This is a genomic window from Arthrobacter glacialis, assembly GCF_002909415.1.
GTDB classification, from domain to species: domain Bacteria; phylum Actinomycetota; class Actinomycetes; order Actinomycetales; family Micrococcaceae; genus Specibacter; species Specibacter glacialis.
Window position 1 is genome coordinate 39,653 of the sequence record NZ_PPXB01000011.1, and the last position, 13,920, is coordinate 53,572.

Consider the following 13,920-nt stretch of genomic DNA (forward strand, 5'->3'; position numbering starts at 1 on the left):
ACCTCCCATTGGGGCCGAGGCTGGGGACTTTGTACTCTACGTTCACAGGACCAAAGGGCCTAGAGTCGATCCCATGACTATTAAGACGCCACCATCAGGGACCACACCGGAGATTGACTCGCTGTCACAGGACCAATGCTGGCAATTGCTGCGCGGAGCGGTCATTGGGCGCCTGGCAGTTGTGACCGAGGATCACCCCGACATTTTTCCCATCAACTACGCAGTGGACAACGAGTCACTCGTGTTTCGAACCGCCGAAGGCACCAAACTCGCCGGCTCCACCAGCAACACCCCAGTTGCCTTTGAAATCGATGGCTACGATCCCTCAACAGAGCAGGCGTGGAGCGTTGTTCTGCGGGGCACAGTCCTTGCGATCAGGGCCGGCTCCGGGCTTGCCGAGGCGGAAACCCTCACACTGGAGCCCTGGCAGGGCGGCATCAAGAACCACCTGATGCGGATCCTGCCCCTGAACCTCAGCGGCCGGAGGTTCAAGGTCACCCGACCTGATATTTGGAGTACACCTTTGTCCGATGCACGGCGCGCGTCTTTCGAGTAGCGCCAGCACGAGCCGCTTGGCTGGCACTCATGCCAGCCAAGCCTGCCAAGCCTGCCACTATCAAGATGAAGTGGTGCCGGGCCCCAGGATTTCAGTCCCGCTCTTTCCGTCCATGATCGCGCCAAGATTGTCCAGGGAGCCGATGAGGGCGCGCCCACCACTGGCTGTCACGAAGTCCGCTGCGGCCCTGACCTTGGGCCCAATGGACCCGTCCGGGAAGCAGTTTCCCTCAATGTCCTGGATTTTTAGGGTCTTGAGGAGTTCTTCGCTCGGCGTCCCAAAATTGCTCATGACACCCTGGACATCCGTCAAAATAACCAGCATCTGCGCATCAATGTCGACCGCGACCCTGGCGGCAACGTAGTCCTTGTCCACGATCCCCTCGATCCCACGAAAACCGGGCCCATCGGGCACAACCGGGACGCCGCCGCCGCCCGCCAGGACCACCGTTGCACCGGCGTCGAGCAGCAACATTGCCTGTGCGCTCTCAAGAATACGGATGGGCAGCGGTGACGGAACCACCCTGCGCCAACCGGAACCATCGGCTGCGACAGTCCAATCGTGCTTCCTCGCAAGAGCGTGCGCGCCGGACTCGTCATACAGTGATCCGACGAACTTCGTCGGCACCAACAGGCGCGGATCTGTGGGATCCACAAGAGTCCGCGAGACGAGCACCACAACATCCTTGGCCAGTCCCGCGTGGCCCAAGGCTTCCTGCAACCAGTAACCAATCAGTCCCTGGCTTTCAGCAACCAAGTCCCACAGAGGGTAGGGGGAAGTCAGTGAACTGTCATCGCCTGTCTGCATCGCCAACAAGCCAACCTGCGGACCATTGCCGTGAACAATGACCACCTCATGTTCTGCGGCAAGTGCCACCAGTGCTGGCGCAGCCAAAGCTAGGCGGGCGACCTGGGTCTTGGCATCCGGTATCTCTCCCAGGTGAAGAAGCGCGTTGCCGCCAATAGCTACTACAAGGCGCATGCTTAGAAACCCCTTGGGGAGATCTGCACAGGCGCTGGCATTTGCTGGCCTGCGCCCAGGTCCTTGGACTGTTGGGCGGCTGTGCCTGCATATTCCTGTTGCGTTATGACAAGGGGGCACGGAACATCCAAAAGGAGCTGCTGCGTAACCGAGCCCACGAGCGCATGGTGTGTGGCTCCCCTGCCGCGGTTTCCCACCACGAGCATGGCAGCACCTTTCCCTGCCTCGATGAGCACCTGCGCCGGCACATCGTGTTGCTCGAATCGATCGAAAACTGTGAGGTGTATGTGCCGTGCACGCACAGCGGCCACAACAGTTTCCAAGATCATGCGCCCCTGCGTGCCAATTTGCTGATTTTCCAAGGATCCGTCGGCACTGGGATGCACCCACCTTGCCGGGGAATGTGAGACACAAATGACTGTGAGGTCCTGCCGAGTGTGTGCAGCCTCCGCGGCAGCAAAATACGCGGCGGCCATGGACTCAGGAGAACCATCAATACCAACCACGACGCCGGTACGCACGGAGCTCCCGGGTTCGGGGATGACTGCCACGGGACATCGCCCGATCATGGCGAGTTGAACATTGAGCGTGCCGAATTCCTCACCGTAAACATCGGCTGTTCTGTCCGTCCCGACTACCACCATGGAGGAACGAGCAGAAAGTTCTGCCAACACTTGGGCAGGCTCGCCAAAGAGGAGGCTGCTGCGCACCTCCACAGCGGGGGCCAACCCGCGCACACTGTTGGCTTCACTGTCCAACATGCCCTCGAGGGACCCCCGGACACTCTGGTATTCAACCCGCTCCGGCAAGACCAAATAATCCGGCACGGCGTGGACCAGCAGAAGCGGCAGTTTTTGTCGCTGGGCCCGTCGCGCTGCCCATTCGAGGGCGGCACGACTGGCGGGTGAACCATCCACCCCCACCATTATCTGAGGTTCTAAGACCATGAGTGGTCAGCCTTTCTAGTTTTGCAAGGTCAGTGGCTCCGGACAATCCCCCCACGAATCTCTCGGGCCCGAGTCAGCCCTGGATGACAGTGGATCTTTAGGTTGATGACATCTGCTGTTACTGACGCTCCCCCAGACCCAGGCGGACTGCGTCACCGGGCACCAGATCCACTACGTCGATTTGGCAGGGATTCGGTCCCGAAGGGCCACAACCGTGTGCGTGACGCGTGAATGAGTAGCTTCGGCAGCCCGTTCGGCGCGAAATTCATTGCTGAACCCCAATTCGACACTCACCAACAACATGACAGCAATGACCACCGAATGCGTGGCATCCCCCAGGAGATTTCAGCACCCTCCACGAGCTGGCCTTATGCGTCCCCAACGCTGAGGTGGCTGGTTCCGGTGATGGAACGTTGTGTTAGTTTCGCCGCCTCAGCTGTCTCTGACGGGAGCGTCGCCGTCCCCATGAGTTGCACCCACCGACACCGGCACCCTCACTGCATCCCTCTCACCGTGAACAACCAGGACGGGACAGCTTGCATGTTCGGCGCAGGCCGAACTGACGGATCCCAACAGCATGCCCGCGAATCCACCGTGTCCACGGGAGCCCACAATGAGCATCCGCGCGGACTTGCTGTGCTCCATCAACACTTTGGCGGGCGTACCGCGGACACACACCCCGCTAAACCCTTCGGGTGGGTTGCCGCCAAAGGCCTCCTGCACGGCGTCCTTGAGAATCTGGCGTGCACCTTCATCAGGGTCCCAGTCGGGGACTATGTACGAGCCAAAAACCGTCTCCATGTGCCAAGCCGTGACGGCGGTGATGGTTGCATCCAATGCTTGCGCCAACGTTTGTGCCCACTGGAGTGCCAGCACTGACTGGGGCGATCCGTCCACACCGACCACGATGCGCGGGCCGTCGTGGATTGTCTTTTCTTGCATGGCGTGATCCATTCTTCTCCCGCTTTCGCTTTTCCCAAGTCTTGCTGCTTCAATGATCGACGCCGGCGAAGGTTGCTGCACAGGGTCAAAAGTCCCTAACCATCGAGTGCAGATAGTGCCACTCTTGAATTGGCGGACGTGCTACTCCTGTGTCCGTGGGCCTGTCGTTTGGGCCTGAGCCACCACCTGAGGAGACGGAGACAGTCTTGAACAGTCAGCTCGCCCGAAGCAGCCACGGACAGCAAAGCGGTACGGAATCCAAACAACCAGGACGAGCCGCAGACGAGTTTGCACTCATGAACCGCTATTGGGATGCTGCCAACTATTTGACGGTGGCGCAGATCTACCTTCAAGAGAATGCTCTTTTGACGTCCCCACTGACGGCGGAGCACATCAAACCACGGTTGCTGGGCCATTGGGGAACCAGCCCAGGACTGTCCTTGATCTACGTCCATTTAAATCGGCTCATTCGCAATACCGGGGCCAGAGTCCTGTTCGTGGCCGGCCCCGGACATGGTGGTCCGGCAGTGATCGCCAACCTTTATCTGGAGGGGAGCTACTCCGAGATCTATCCCCGCGTCAGTCAGGACCCCAAGGGGCTGCTGCGGTTGATCCGGCAGTTTTCCACCCCCGGGGGCATTCCGAGTCATGTAGGTCCCCCAACACCGGGTTCCATTCATGAGGGCGGGGAGCTGGGCTATTCGCTGGCCCATGCCACGGGTGCAGTCATGGACAACCCGGAACTGATCGTGGCCTGCGTGATTGGCGACGGGGAAGCAGAAACCGGCCCGCTGGAGGGCGCGTGGAAAGCTCCAGCCTTCATCAACCCACGCCGGGACGGGGCCGTATTGCCCATACTTCACCTCAACGGCTACAAAATCTCCGGCCCCACAGTCCTTGGACGCCAATCCGACGAGCAGGTCATGGCGCTGCTGCGCGCACACGGCTGGGACCCAGTGGTGGTCTCCGGCAGTGATCCTGCCCTGGTTCACCCCATGCTGGCCCAAGCGTTGGACAGCGCGCACGCACGGATTCTGCAGATTCAGGAGCAGGCACGCCATACCAGTGCAAGCACTCCTGCACCCTGGCCAGCCATCATCCTGCGCACCCCGAAAGGGTGGACGGGGCCGGACTTTGTTGACGGCGTCGCCATGGAAGGCACTTTCCGTTCCCATCAGGTCCCGTTGGCAGGCGTTCGCGAAAACCCGGCCCACCTGGCCCAGCTTGAAGCGTGGCTGCGCAGCTACAAACCCGAAACGCTCTTTGACCCGCAGGGCCGGCTGGTGCCCGATCTGGCGGCCTTGGCCCCCGATGCGGATCTGCGCATGGGCGCCAACCCGTGGGCAAACGGCGGCTCAGACGTGGCTCCTCTACCGATGCGTCCCTTGGAAAATTACGCCGTGGAGGTTGGCACACCAGGGTCAATGAAACATGAAACTACCAAACCCTTGGGTGAGATGCTGCGGGATGTTTACACAGACACGGCTCATGATCCCCGTTTCAGGCTGTTTAGCCCGGACGAGACCAACAGCAACCGTTTGGGCGCCGTCTTTGAAGTCACCGACAGGTGCCTGATGGGGCCGGTGCGGGACGGCGATGACCGCCTTTCCCCGAATGGTCGGGTCATGGAGGTCCTCTCGGAGCATCTGTGCCAGGGCTGGCTTGAGGGATACGTTCTTAGCGGGCGGTACGGTCTGTTCGCCACCTATGAGGCCTTCGCCATGGTGAGCGCATCCATGACCATCCAGCATGCAAAATGGCTCCAGCATGCCCGCGAACTGCCATGGCGGCAACCCGTGCCAAGCCTGAACATCCTGCTCACCTCAACGTGTTGGCGCAACGACCACAATGGGTTCAGCCACCAGGGGCCGGGCCTGATCGATACTGTCCTGTCGCTGTCTGGTTCCGTCATTCGCGTCTACCTTCCGCCAGATTCCAACACCTTGCTGGCTGTAGCAGAACATGTCCTGCTCAGCAAGGACTACGTCAACCTGGTGGTGGTGGACAAGCAGGCCCACCCCCAGTACTTGAATCTGGAGGACGCCCGAAGGCACGCCGCCGCGGGTGCATCCATCTGGCATTGGGCGGGGAACGAAAGCCACGCGCGGGAGACTGAGCCGGACATTGTTCTTGCGTGCGCCGGTGACGTCCCTACGGAGGAGACGTTGGCTGCAGCGTGGTTGCTCCAGCATCATGTTCCCCAACTTGGGGTACGCGTGATCAATGTGATGGACGCCTTGGTGCTGCCGCCGCCGGACGTCCACCCGCACGGCCTGTCCGAGCCTGACTTTGAAAAACTGTTCACCACCAATGGTGAGGTCATTGTGGCGTGGCACGGATACGCCCGCGCGTTCCATCAGCTCTTACATGGTCGAGTGAATCCAGGCAGGTTTCATGTTCGCGGCTATAGCGAACAAGGAAGCACCACGACTCCGTTTGACATGGTGGTGCTCAACAAGATGAGCCGCTACCACCTTGCCTTGGAAGCCCTGCACCGGGTCAGTGGGCACTTTGACGGTGCTCGGGAGCTGGCGGATCATTGCCGGATCATGCTGGCCGATCACGAAACGTACATTCGCCAGCATCTGGAGGATATGCCGGAGGTTCGCGAATGGGTCTGGACACCCCCAACCGAGATCGGAGATGCACCATGAGAGATGAACAAGAACCTGCCACCATCATCGTGGGTGTTGATGGTTCTGAGTCTTCCATCGAAGCCCCCCCGTCAAGGCGAGAAGCTCGCCGTTGCGCTGGGGGCCCGGGTGAAGGCCATGGCATGTTGGAATTTCCCAACCGTTTACCAAGTCCCCTTTTCCCTGGGGAGCATAGATTTCAAGGGCGCCGCTCAAGATGTCTTCGACCATTCCATTGAGCGCGCGTTTGGCGTGGGTTTGACGGATTCATGGGGCTGCTGATGGGCTCCGTCAGCACCGCCTGCACCGCGCACGCCCATTGTCCGGTGCTCATTGTGCACGCAGCTCCTGCATGAGTTCTTGGGCCTACCCTGCTAATTTGGGCACATGAGCAACTTGATGGGGTCCCATGACAACGAACCGCACACGGCCAACATCACCGGGCGCCTGAACTGGCTGCGGGCAGGCGTGCTCGGCGCCAACGACGGCATAGTCTCCGTCGCCGCAACCGTAGTTGGAGTTGCTGGTGTGACGAATTCACCCACACCGATTCTTGTGGCAGGAGTCGCCGCGGTGGTTGGCGGTGCCGTTTCCATGGCCCTGGGTGAGTACGTTTCCGTCAGCAGCCAGCGCGATAGCCAACGGGCACTCATCGAGAAGGAACGACTCGAACTGCTCGAAGACCCGGAGGGAGAGTTGGCCGAACTCACAGGCCTCTACAGGGCCAAAGGACTCAGCGCGGCCACGGCGGATCAGGTGGCCCTTGAGCTGACGGCCCACGATGCCCTATCGGCGCACCTGTCAGCGGAACTCAACATTAGCCAGCATGAGGAAGCGAATCCCTGGCAAGCGGCCTACGCTTCCGCGGCAGCGTTTACCGCCGGCGCTCTCCTGCCTCTGCTCGCCATCCTGCTGCCGCCCGCGGAGTGGCGGATCCCAGTCACGTTCCTGGCCGTCCTGCTGGCCCTTGCCCTCACAGGAACCTTGAGCGCAGCCATCGGAGGCAGCTCCAAAACAACCTCGGCAACCCGTTTGGTCATTGGCGGCGCCCTAGCCCTCGCGGCAACCTACGGCATCGGCAGCGCGCTCGGGGCCAGCGGTGTCATTTAGCTGCGCTCGACCTGTTGAGGGCCCCGACATCGTTGAAAAATGTCCGTCACGAGCTTGCCCAGCCGTTCGACAATCTATGGTCCAACGGCCGAACCCACCGGCTGTGGTAGCCGCCCAGCAGCTCGGCCAGCATCGAAACCGGTGCTGCGTCATCCACCACAAGAACACACTGCTCTTCAGCCATGCAGGGAAGTGTGGGTCGCGCAGCCTGCGGGCGGCGCAATAGGGCGTGGCGGGACGTTCGGCCCTAGTGGAATAGAGCAGGGCCAGCAAGGCTTGTTTAAGCACCCCGCCACCCCTTTGTCCCGAGAAAGGACATCACGATGAGCATCGCCGTCGTCTATGAGTCCATGTTTGGCAACACACGCGCCATTGCCCTGGCCATCGCTGAAGGATTGACACCCTTTGGAACCGTGATCACGGCAAACGTCAACGACCCGCGAGCTCTGGAGGCCGCGCGTTCGGCTGACTTGCTTGTTCTCGGTGGCCCCACTCACGCGCATGGCATGACAAGGCCCGCTTCACGCGAAGAAGCAACAACGTGGGCCAAGGATGCATCGAAGAATCTGTCACTTGAACTCCTGGCGGCGGGGATGGGGGTGCGCGAATGGACCAAGGACCTGGACCTGGTGCCAGCCCTGTCTGCGGCCTTTGACACCCGCAGGGACTTGGCGCGGATTCTCACAGGAGCGGCATCGGGGCATATTGGGCATGCTCTCACCAAACGAGGCTCACGCGCGGTCATTTCGCCGGAGAGCTTCCTGGTGTCCAAAGACAACACTCTCGACGACGGAGAGCTGGCCCGGGCCCGGAACTGGGGCGCTAGCGTGGGCAAGGCCATGGAACAGTTTATCCACCACTAACTCGGGCTTGGGCGGCGGTCAGCGGGCCAAAGGCCAGCCCCTGACCGAGTCCGCTGAGCAGCATCGGCCCCACTACGGCGACCTGGAAGGGTGCACCGGCAGCGGTGTGGGAGATCGGCACCATGCCTCACAAAACCAACGCAAGGGCGACGACCCACAGGGGCGCGTTGCCGACTTTCCGCGTCAAACGTGACATGGACAAGGAGAAAACAAACTGAACCACTGTCATGGGCAGGAAGCCAAGCCCGGCTTAAAGTGGCGTCCAGCCATAGACGCTCCGGAAGAACTGCGTGGCGAAAAGAAGAAGGCAATCATGGTGCCGGCGAAGAGCACCTATTAGCAGCAGCCCGCGGAAGACAAGCGTAGAAGCGTTTTGCAGCCAGGCGAGGGCCGTGGGCGAGTGGTTTATGCTGGCCTGGATTTCCGGCAAACCAACCCCAAAGAAGTCAATGTCGATTCCATAATCACCAGTGCACAGCAAGTGCCGCAACTGTGTCAGTGCCTGCCTATCCGGGTACTGGCAGGGCCCCCTTCCCAGTGGCTGCAGTTGCTAAACAGCTTCGAGCACAGCGACGGAGAATGGGTCATTGCCCGCACGCTCGCCTCAGTCCGGCGAGGCAGGCCCTGACAGGGACTCCCTCGCAGATGGCCACGGGAAGTAACGTTGTATGTATGAACAACCGTAGTGAAATCAGGGAATTCCTTGCTTCCCGACGAGCAAAGCTCACACCCGAACAGGCCGGGCTGCCCACCTTCGGCGGCATTCGTCGTGTCCCGGGGCTTCGGCGCGAGGAAGTGTCTCTTCTGGCGGGCGTGAGCGTGGAGTACTACACCCGCGTGGAGCGCGGCGGCCTTGCCGGTGTTTCGGACGCTGTGTTGGAGTCCATTGCGCGGGCCCTTCAGCTGAACGAGGCCGAGCACGAACACTTGTTCAATTTGGCCAGGGCAGCCGGGCCGGCCACACGCCCACGGCGGCAAGCAGCTAAGGGAATCCATCCCAGCGTGCAGCGCATCTTGGACAGCATGGTGGGCATCCCGGCCTTTGTGCAGAACGGCCGCCTGGACATAGTGGCGTTCAATGAGCTGGGCCGGGCCTTGTACTCAGGGGCCTTCGAGGATCCAACCCGGCCGGTGAATTTTGCCCGGTTCGCCTTTTTCAACCACAAGTCCCAATCGCTGTACCCGGACTGGAATCTTGCTGCGGACATGGCCGTGGCCATGCTGCACACCGAGGCCGGACGCAACCCCATGGATAAGTGCCTGATTGACTTGGTCGGGGAACTCTCAACCCGCAGCGACGAATTCCGCAAACGCTGGGCCCAACACAATGTCCGTCTTCACAGGACGGGTGCAAAAACGTTCCACCACCCGGTGGTCGGCGAGCTCAGGGTGCATTTCGATGCCTTGGAACTGCCGGCAACACCTGGCCTGACCATGATTACCTACAGTGCCGAGCCGGGATCCGCCTCGGAAGATGGTTTGCGGCTGCTGGCCATGTGGGCGGCAACCAACAGACAAGCCGAAAATGCCGCCGCCGCGCCCGCCGGGCCAGAGAAGGCCCACGAGCAGCGGGTCATGCCCGCTGATCTGGACCAGTAGGGCATCCGCTGGGGCATTCTTATCTGCGCGACGGCTGGTTCGATGCTGCCCGCGGCCTTTTTGTGGGGGTCCCTGCTGGTACCCCCTAACACCGCGGCCTGTTTACGGCCCAAACTCTCGTGTTGACTAGAAGCAGCACGGGGCAACCATGACCATGAGTAAGGCACCTCCCACCCATTCTCCACCGGCGACCGGCTGCCCCGGGCGGTCCTGTTGGTCATGGCCCTGACAGGATTCATCCTGTTCGCCACCGAGGGAACGGCCGGCCATCCACCATCCACCTCTGTACATCAACAACAGGAGAAATCATGTTTACCGTTAACGCTTACGCCGCACCCTCCGCCACCGGCGAGCTGGTCCCCACCACCATCGAGCGCCGGGCCGTGGGTCCCCACGATGTCCTGATCGAGATCAAATACGCTGGCATCTGCCACTCGGACATCCACACAGTCCGCGGCGACTGGGGCCCGCAAAGCTACCCGCTGGCACCAGGACACGAAATCGCTGGCATCGTCACCGAAGTTGGTTCCGCAGTCACCAGGCATGCCATCGGTGACAGGGTGGGCGTGGGCTGCATGGTGAACTCCTGCGGCGAATGCGCCAACTGCCAGGCCGGTGAGGAACAGTACTGCTTGGCCGGAAATACCGGCACTTACGGGGCAGTGGACCGCGACGGCACCATCACCCAGGGCGGCTACTCAACCCACGTGGTGGTCACCGAAAACTTCGTGGTCCGCATCCCCGAAGGCTTGGGCCTGGACGTGGCGGCACCACTTCTTTGCGCCGGCATCACCACCTACTCGCCCCTGCGTCACTGGGGCGCCGGTCCCGGCAAGAAGGTCGCCGTCGTCGGCTTGGGCGGGCTCGGCCACATGGCCGTCAAGATCGCCCACGCCATGGGTGCCGAGGTCACGGTCCTGTCCCAGTCGCTGAAGAAGCAGGAGGACGGGCTCCGTCTGGGCGCCGACCACTACTACGCCACAAGTGATGAAAACACGTTCACCGATCTCGCCGGCAGCTTCGATTTGATCATCAACACCGTCAGCGCCTTCATTGACATCAACGCCTTCCTGCAGCTGTTGCGGCTCGACGGCGCACTGGTCAACGTCGGCGCCCCGGCCGAACCGCTCCCGGTTCAGGTGTTCTCGCTGATCCTGGGCCGCCGTTCCTTCGCAGGGTCCGCGATTGGCGGCATTCGCGAAACCCAGGAAATGCTCGATTTCTGTGCCGAACACGGCATCGGCGCGGAGATCGACGTCATCCCGGCCAGCAAAATCAACGAAGCCTACGAGCGTGTTTTGGCATCCGATGTCCGCTACCGCTTCGTCATCGACGCAGCCACGATCTAAACCATGACGGGCCAGCGGCCGTGATGGTGATCCAATCCGGGATCGCCACCACGGCCGCTTTCCGTGCCGTCAAGGACAGCCAGTGTTCGTGGCCGAGCTCCACGGATGTGGTGGAAACCTCAAAGATGCGCCGCCCCCAACGGTTGATCCAGGTCGCCTTGAGCGTGGCTGGCTTCACCGGGGTGTCGGCCTCGATCCGGGCAAATACGTTCGGCTCTGCGCCGCTTGCCTCGGATTACTTGCCTTCAAGCCTTCGTGCGTCCGCCGCGGGCTGAAGGATCGTGGACGCCTTGCGCCCGGGCTGCGGGCTGATTTGCTGCGCTGTTCGGATGCCCTCCGCCACCCCGGGGTTACACGAACCTTTCGGACAATCGAGATGAGCGAGCCTAAACGAGGAGGCCTGAGTGCCACAGCGCAGGCTCGGCCCCGGTCATCTACCGGAGGTTTCTGCCTGCAGGGGTTTGCGGTTTCGTGGCCAAGAATCGGGCGTAAAGGTTTCGTAAAGACCGCCGAATTGGCGAATGACCGGTGCTAGGCTCCATGGTGCGTGCCGCCTAGCTCAGGACCTGCATGGCCCGCAGCGAAGGGGCGCCGCCCGGAGGACAGCTGGCAGAGATGTTCTTGACAACGGAAAGGCCCTACTGATGCAAACACCCAAGCTCCTAGCACCACAGGGTTGCCTTCCAGGCTATGTCCGCTCCGTCGGAACCGAACGGACACCGTGTTGAAGATTCTTGCGCGAAAGTGCCGTCCCGGCGACTCCCCGGTGACCCGCAGGTCACTGGACTTCAAGGGACCCGCCTCAAAAATGGGGTCCCGGCTGGCCGGCGCCCTGCAACATCCTGTCCGCACGGTGCCGCTGGCCTTCCTCGCGGTGATCCTCGTTGGGGCGGCTCTGCTCATGCTTCCGTTCTCACGCACGGCCGGTGACACCGAGTTCCTCATGCCAGCACTCTTCACAGCCGTCTCGGCCGTCTGCGTCACAGGCCTGATCACCGTGGACACTGCCACGTTCTGGACGCCCTTTGGCCACGTTGTCATCCTGGCGCTGATCCAGGTTGGCGGGTTCGGCATCATGGCACTGGCCACCCTGCTGGCACTGCTGGTGCGCAAAAGCATCGGGTTGAGGGGCCAGCTGGTGGCGCAGTCCGAGACCCACACGCTGAACTTTGGTGACGTGAAGGCAGTGCTTTTCCGCGTCTTCAAGATCATGGCCACCATTGAGCTGGCCACGGCCGCCGTCCTGAGCGTCCGCTTCTGGCTCGTGTATGAAAGCAATCCGGGCACGGCCCTCTGGCACGGCTTCTTCCACGCCATCTCGGCGTTCAACAACGCCGGCTTTGCCCTCTACAGCGACAACTTGATGGGCTTTGCCGACGATCCCTGGATCATCGTCCCCATTTGTGTGGCCGTGGTGGCTGGCGGGCTGGGTTTCCCCGTGATCATCCAGCTGCTGGGCGGCCGGTTGAAGCTCAAGGACTGGAACATCCACCTCCGCCTGACCGTCTACGGAACAGTCATGCTCCTGGCCGTGGGATTCGCATTCTTCGCCGCCATTGAATGGAACCGGGTCGAAACCTTGGGCCCTCTCAGTACGGGTGGAAAAATCCTGGGCGCACTGGGCGGAACGGTCTTTCCCCGCACGGCAGGCTTCAACAGCATCGACTATGGGGTTGCCTCGGAGGACACCCTCATGGTCACCAACGTCTTAATGTTCATCGGCGGCGGCAGTGCGGGTACGGCAGGCGGCATCAAGATCACCACCTTCCTGGTACTGGCCTTCGCCATCTGGAATGAGATCCGCGGCCGCGAACAGGTCACCATCGCCCACCGCTCCATCAGCCCCTCGGTGCAGCGGCAGGCACTTACCGTGGCGCTGCTCGGCGTGGCCGCGGTCATGACCGGCACCCTGTTGCTGCTGATGACCACCGACTACAGCCTGGACAAGGTGTTGTTCGAGGCTATCTCCGCTTTTGCCACGGTGGGTGTGAGCACAGGCATCACGTACCACTTGCCGGCCAGCGCCGAATGGGTACTGATGGCCTTGATGTTCACGGGGCGTCTGGGCACTATCACCGTTGCCTCGGCGATTGCCTTGTCCTCGCGGCCACGACTGCACAGGCTGCCCGAGGAAAGGCCCATCATCGGCTAGTTGCGGGGACCAATGGGGCTTGTGGAGCGGTGGCTCCGCCATCTAAGGCAGACTGGGCTTTTTGGCGGTCGCGCCCGTCCCCGCTTTTCGCCCCCGTTGGGACGGGCGCGAAAAGCGGGAACGGGCGCGACGAAAGCCATGGAGAGACAATCGTGGGTCTGAGTCCAACCACTGCACGGCTCGGCTAGCTCCGCGCCAGCCCGGCCAGAAAAAGCCCCAAGCCGAACTCAAAGGCCGCATCGGCGCCGTCGTCCAGCTGCCCCACCAGGCCCGCCCGGGCAAGTCCTGCCCGGGTCTGTTCCTGTGTGGCGGCGCCCAAAATGAAGTGGATGAGAGCATCGGCGGCCCACTGCACCTCCTGGGCTGACAGTCCCTGTACGGCCATCAGCTGGCGAAGATGCAGCATTGGCGAAGGCGCATCCGGCGTCAGCGCATGGGCCAGGGCCACCACCTCTGCGCCGTCGCGCACGGACAGCAGCGCCCGACGAATGGCCAGCGCAAGTCCGCGCAGAGTTCCCGCCTGCCCCACAGGTTCCAGGATCATCCCGGCCAGCACTGTGAGCAGGTCCTGCTTGTTTTTGATGTGCCAGTACAGGGCGCCGGGCTGGACGTCCAGGTCCCGGGCCAGGCGGCGCATGGAAAGATCGGCCAGCCCGTAGTCGCGCAGGATGGCCATGGCGGCATCGACAATCTGCTCACGTGTCAACGCCATTGGCTCCGGTCCCCTCAGCTGTGTTGGCATGCCCCAGCGGCACCCCTCCATCTTCCCCCATGGAAGGTGGCCCCAA

The 13,920-nt window shown here is 61.9% G+C and carries 14 protein-coding genes; 9 read left to right on the plus strand and 5 right to left on the minus strand.

What is annotated here, in order from left to right:
- The first annotated feature begins 73 nt into the window (after positions 1-73).
- Complete coding sequence (locus CVS28_RS13595) at positions 74-556, plus strand: pyridoxamine 5'-phosphate oxidase family protein (RefSeq protein ID WP_103466547.1); 483 nt, start codon at positions 74-76, stop codon at positions 554-556.
- A gap of 60 nt (positions 557-616) precedes the next feature.
- Here the strand turns inward: CVS28_RS13595 and CVS28_RS13600 are convergent, their stop codons facing one another.
- From CVS28_RS13600 to CVS28_RS13610, 3 genes are all read right to left on the minus strand, one after another.
- A complete protein-coding gene (locus CVS28_RS13600; protein WP_103481869.1) occupies positions 617-1,537 on the minus strand; it encodes an amino acid kinase family protein in 921 nt (306 codons plus the stop codon).
- A gap of 2 nt (positions 1,538-1,539) precedes the next feature.
- Complete coding sequence (locus CVS28_RS13605; protein ID WP_103481870.1) at positions 1,540-2,484, minus strand: universal stress protein; 945 nt, start codon at positions 2,482-2,484, stop codon at positions 1,540-1,542.
- Between the two features lie 432 nt (positions 2,485-2,916).
- Positions 2,917-3,426: a universal stress protein gene (locus tag CVS28_RS13610; protein ID WP_103466553.1), complete on the minus strand. Its 510-nt coding sequence runs from the start codon at positions 3,424-3,426 to the stop codon at positions 2,917-2,919.
- Positions 3,427-3,632: 206 nt separating this feature from the next.
- On the opposite strand from CVS28_RS13610, the gene CVS28_RS13615 reads away from it, so the two are divergent.
- The 3 genes from CVS28_RS13615 to CVS28_RS13630 all read left to right on the plus strand — a co-directional run bounded on the left by CVS28_RS13615 (position 3,633) and on the right by CVS28_RS13630 (position 7,169).
- Positions 3,633-6,080 carry a phosphoketolase family protein gene (locus CVS28_RS13615; RefSeq protein ID WP_479768594.1) on the plus strand — a complete coding sequence of 816 codons (2,448 nt, stop codon included), beginning with the start codon at positions 3,633-3,635 and terminating at the stop codon, positions 6,078-6,080.
- 260 nt (positions 6,081-6,340) lie between these two features.
- Complete coding sequence (locus tag CVS28_RS20340) at positions 6,341-6,415, plus strand: universal stress protein (protein ID WP_243400211.1); 75 nt, start codon at positions 6,341-6,343, stop codon at positions 6,413-6,415.
- Between the two features lie 31 nt (positions 6,416-6,446).
- Positions 6,447-7,169: a VIT1/CCC1 transporter family protein gene (locus CVS28_RS13630; RefSeq protein ID WP_103481873.1), complete on the plus strand. Its 723-nt coding sequence runs from the start codon at positions 6,447-6,449 to the stop codon at positions 7,167-7,169.
- A 46-nt stretch (positions 7,170-7,215) separates the two neighbouring features.
- Here CVS28_RS13630 and CVS28_RS19770 read toward each other — a convergent pair whose 3' ends face one another.
- On the minus strand, positions 7,216-7,353 hold the full coding sequence (locus CVS28_RS19770) for a hypothetical protein (protein WP_165788160.1): 138 nt from the start codon (positions 7,351-7,353) through the stop codon (positions 7,216-7,218).
- Between the two features lie 139 nt (positions 7,354-7,492).
- Between CVS28_RS19770 and CVS28_RS13635 the strand changes: the two genes are divergently transcribed.
- The 5 genes from CVS28_RS13635 to CVS28_RS13665 all read left to right on the plus strand — a co-directional run bounded on the left by CVS28_RS13635 (position 7,493) and on the right by CVS28_RS13665 (position 13,132).
- On the plus strand, positions 7,493-8,032 hold the full coding sequence (locus CVS28_RS13635; RefSeq protein ID WP_103481874.1) for a flavodoxin family protein: 540 nt from the start codon (positions 7,493-7,495) through the stop codon (positions 8,030-8,032).
- Positions 8,033-8,704: 672 nt separating this feature from the next.
- Entirely contained in the window at positions 8,705-9,631 is a 927-nt protein-coding gene (locus tag CVS28_RS13650) for a helix-turn-helix domain-containing protein (protein WP_103466568.1), read from the plus strand.
- A 308-nt stretch (positions 9,632-9,939) separates the two neighbouring features.
- The gene (locus CVS28_RS13655) at positions 9,940-10,980 is read left to right on the plus strand and encodes an NAD(P)-dependent alcohol dehydrogenase (RefSeq protein ID WP_103481876.1); all 1,041 of its coding nucleotides are present in this window, start codon (positions 9,940-9,942) and stop codon (positions 10,978-10,980) included.
- Between the two features lie 20 nt (positions 10,981-11,000).
- The gene (locus CVS28_RS13660) at positions 11,001-11,255 is read left to right on the plus strand and encodes a hypothetical protein (RefSeq protein WP_207797213.1); all 255 of its coding nucleotides are present in this window, start codon (positions 11,001-11,003) and stop codon (positions 11,253-11,255) included.
- Between the two features lie 449 nt (positions 11,256-11,704).
- The gene (locus tag CVS28_RS13665) at positions 11,705-13,132 is read left to right on the plus strand and encodes a TrkH family potassium uptake protein (RefSeq protein WP_423716408.1); all 1,428 of its coding nucleotides are present in this window, start codon (positions 11,705-11,707) and stop codon (positions 13,130-13,132) included.
- 184 nt (positions 13,133-13,316) lie between these two features.
- Here the strand turns inward: CVS28_RS13665 and CVS28_RS13670 are convergent, their stop codons facing one another.
- A complete protein-coding gene (locus tag CVS28_RS13670; RefSeq protein WP_103481879.1) occupies positions 13,317-13,844 on the minus strand; it encodes a TetR/AcrR family transcriptional regulator C-terminal domain-containing protein in 528 nt (175 codons plus the stop codon).
- Positions 13,845-13,920 lie beyond the last annotated feature (76 nt).

Bases quoted from the DNA above. Each gene is read 5' to 3' on its own strand.
- CVS28_RS13595 (WP_103466547.1), top strand. From the start codon at position 74: ATGACTATTAAGACGCCACCATCAGGGACCACACCGGAGATTGACTCG.
- CVS28_RS13600 (WP_103481869.1), bottom strand. From the start codon at position 1,537: ATGCGCCTTGTAGTAGCTATTGGCGGCAACGCGCTTCTTCACCTGGGA.
- CVS28_RS13605 (WP_103481870.1), bottom strand. From the start codon at position 2,484: ATGGTCTTAGAACCTCAGATAATGGTGGGGGTGGATGGTTCACCCGCC.
- CVS28_RS13610 (WP_103466553.1), bottom strand. From the start codon at position 3,426: ATGCAAGAAAAGACAATCCACGACGGCCCGCGCATCGTGGTCGGTGTG.
- CVS28_RS13630 (WP_103481873.1), top strand. From the start codon at position 6,447: ATGAGCAACTTGATGGGGTCCCATGACAACGAACCGCACACGGCCAAC.
- CVS28_RS19770 (WP_165788160.1), bottom strand. From the start codon at position 7,353: ATGGCTGAAGAGCAGTGTGTTCTTGTGGTGGATGACGCAGCACCGGTT.
- CVS28_RS13635 (WP_103481874.1), top strand. From the start codon at position 7,493: ATGAGCATCGCCGTCGTCTATGAGTCCATGTTTGGCAACACACGCGCC.
- CVS28_RS13650 (WP_103466568.1), top strand. From the start codon at position 8,705: ATGAACAACCGTAGTGAAATCAGGGAATTCCTTGCTTCCCGACGAGCA.
- CVS28_RS13655 (WP_103481876.1), top strand. From the start codon at position 9,940: ATGTTTACCGTTAACGCTTACGCCGCACCCTCCGCCACCGGCGAGCTG.
- CVS28_RS13670 (WP_103481879.1), bottom strand. From the start codon at position 13,844: ATGGCGTTGACACGTGAGCAGATTGTCGATGCCGCCATGGCCATCCTG.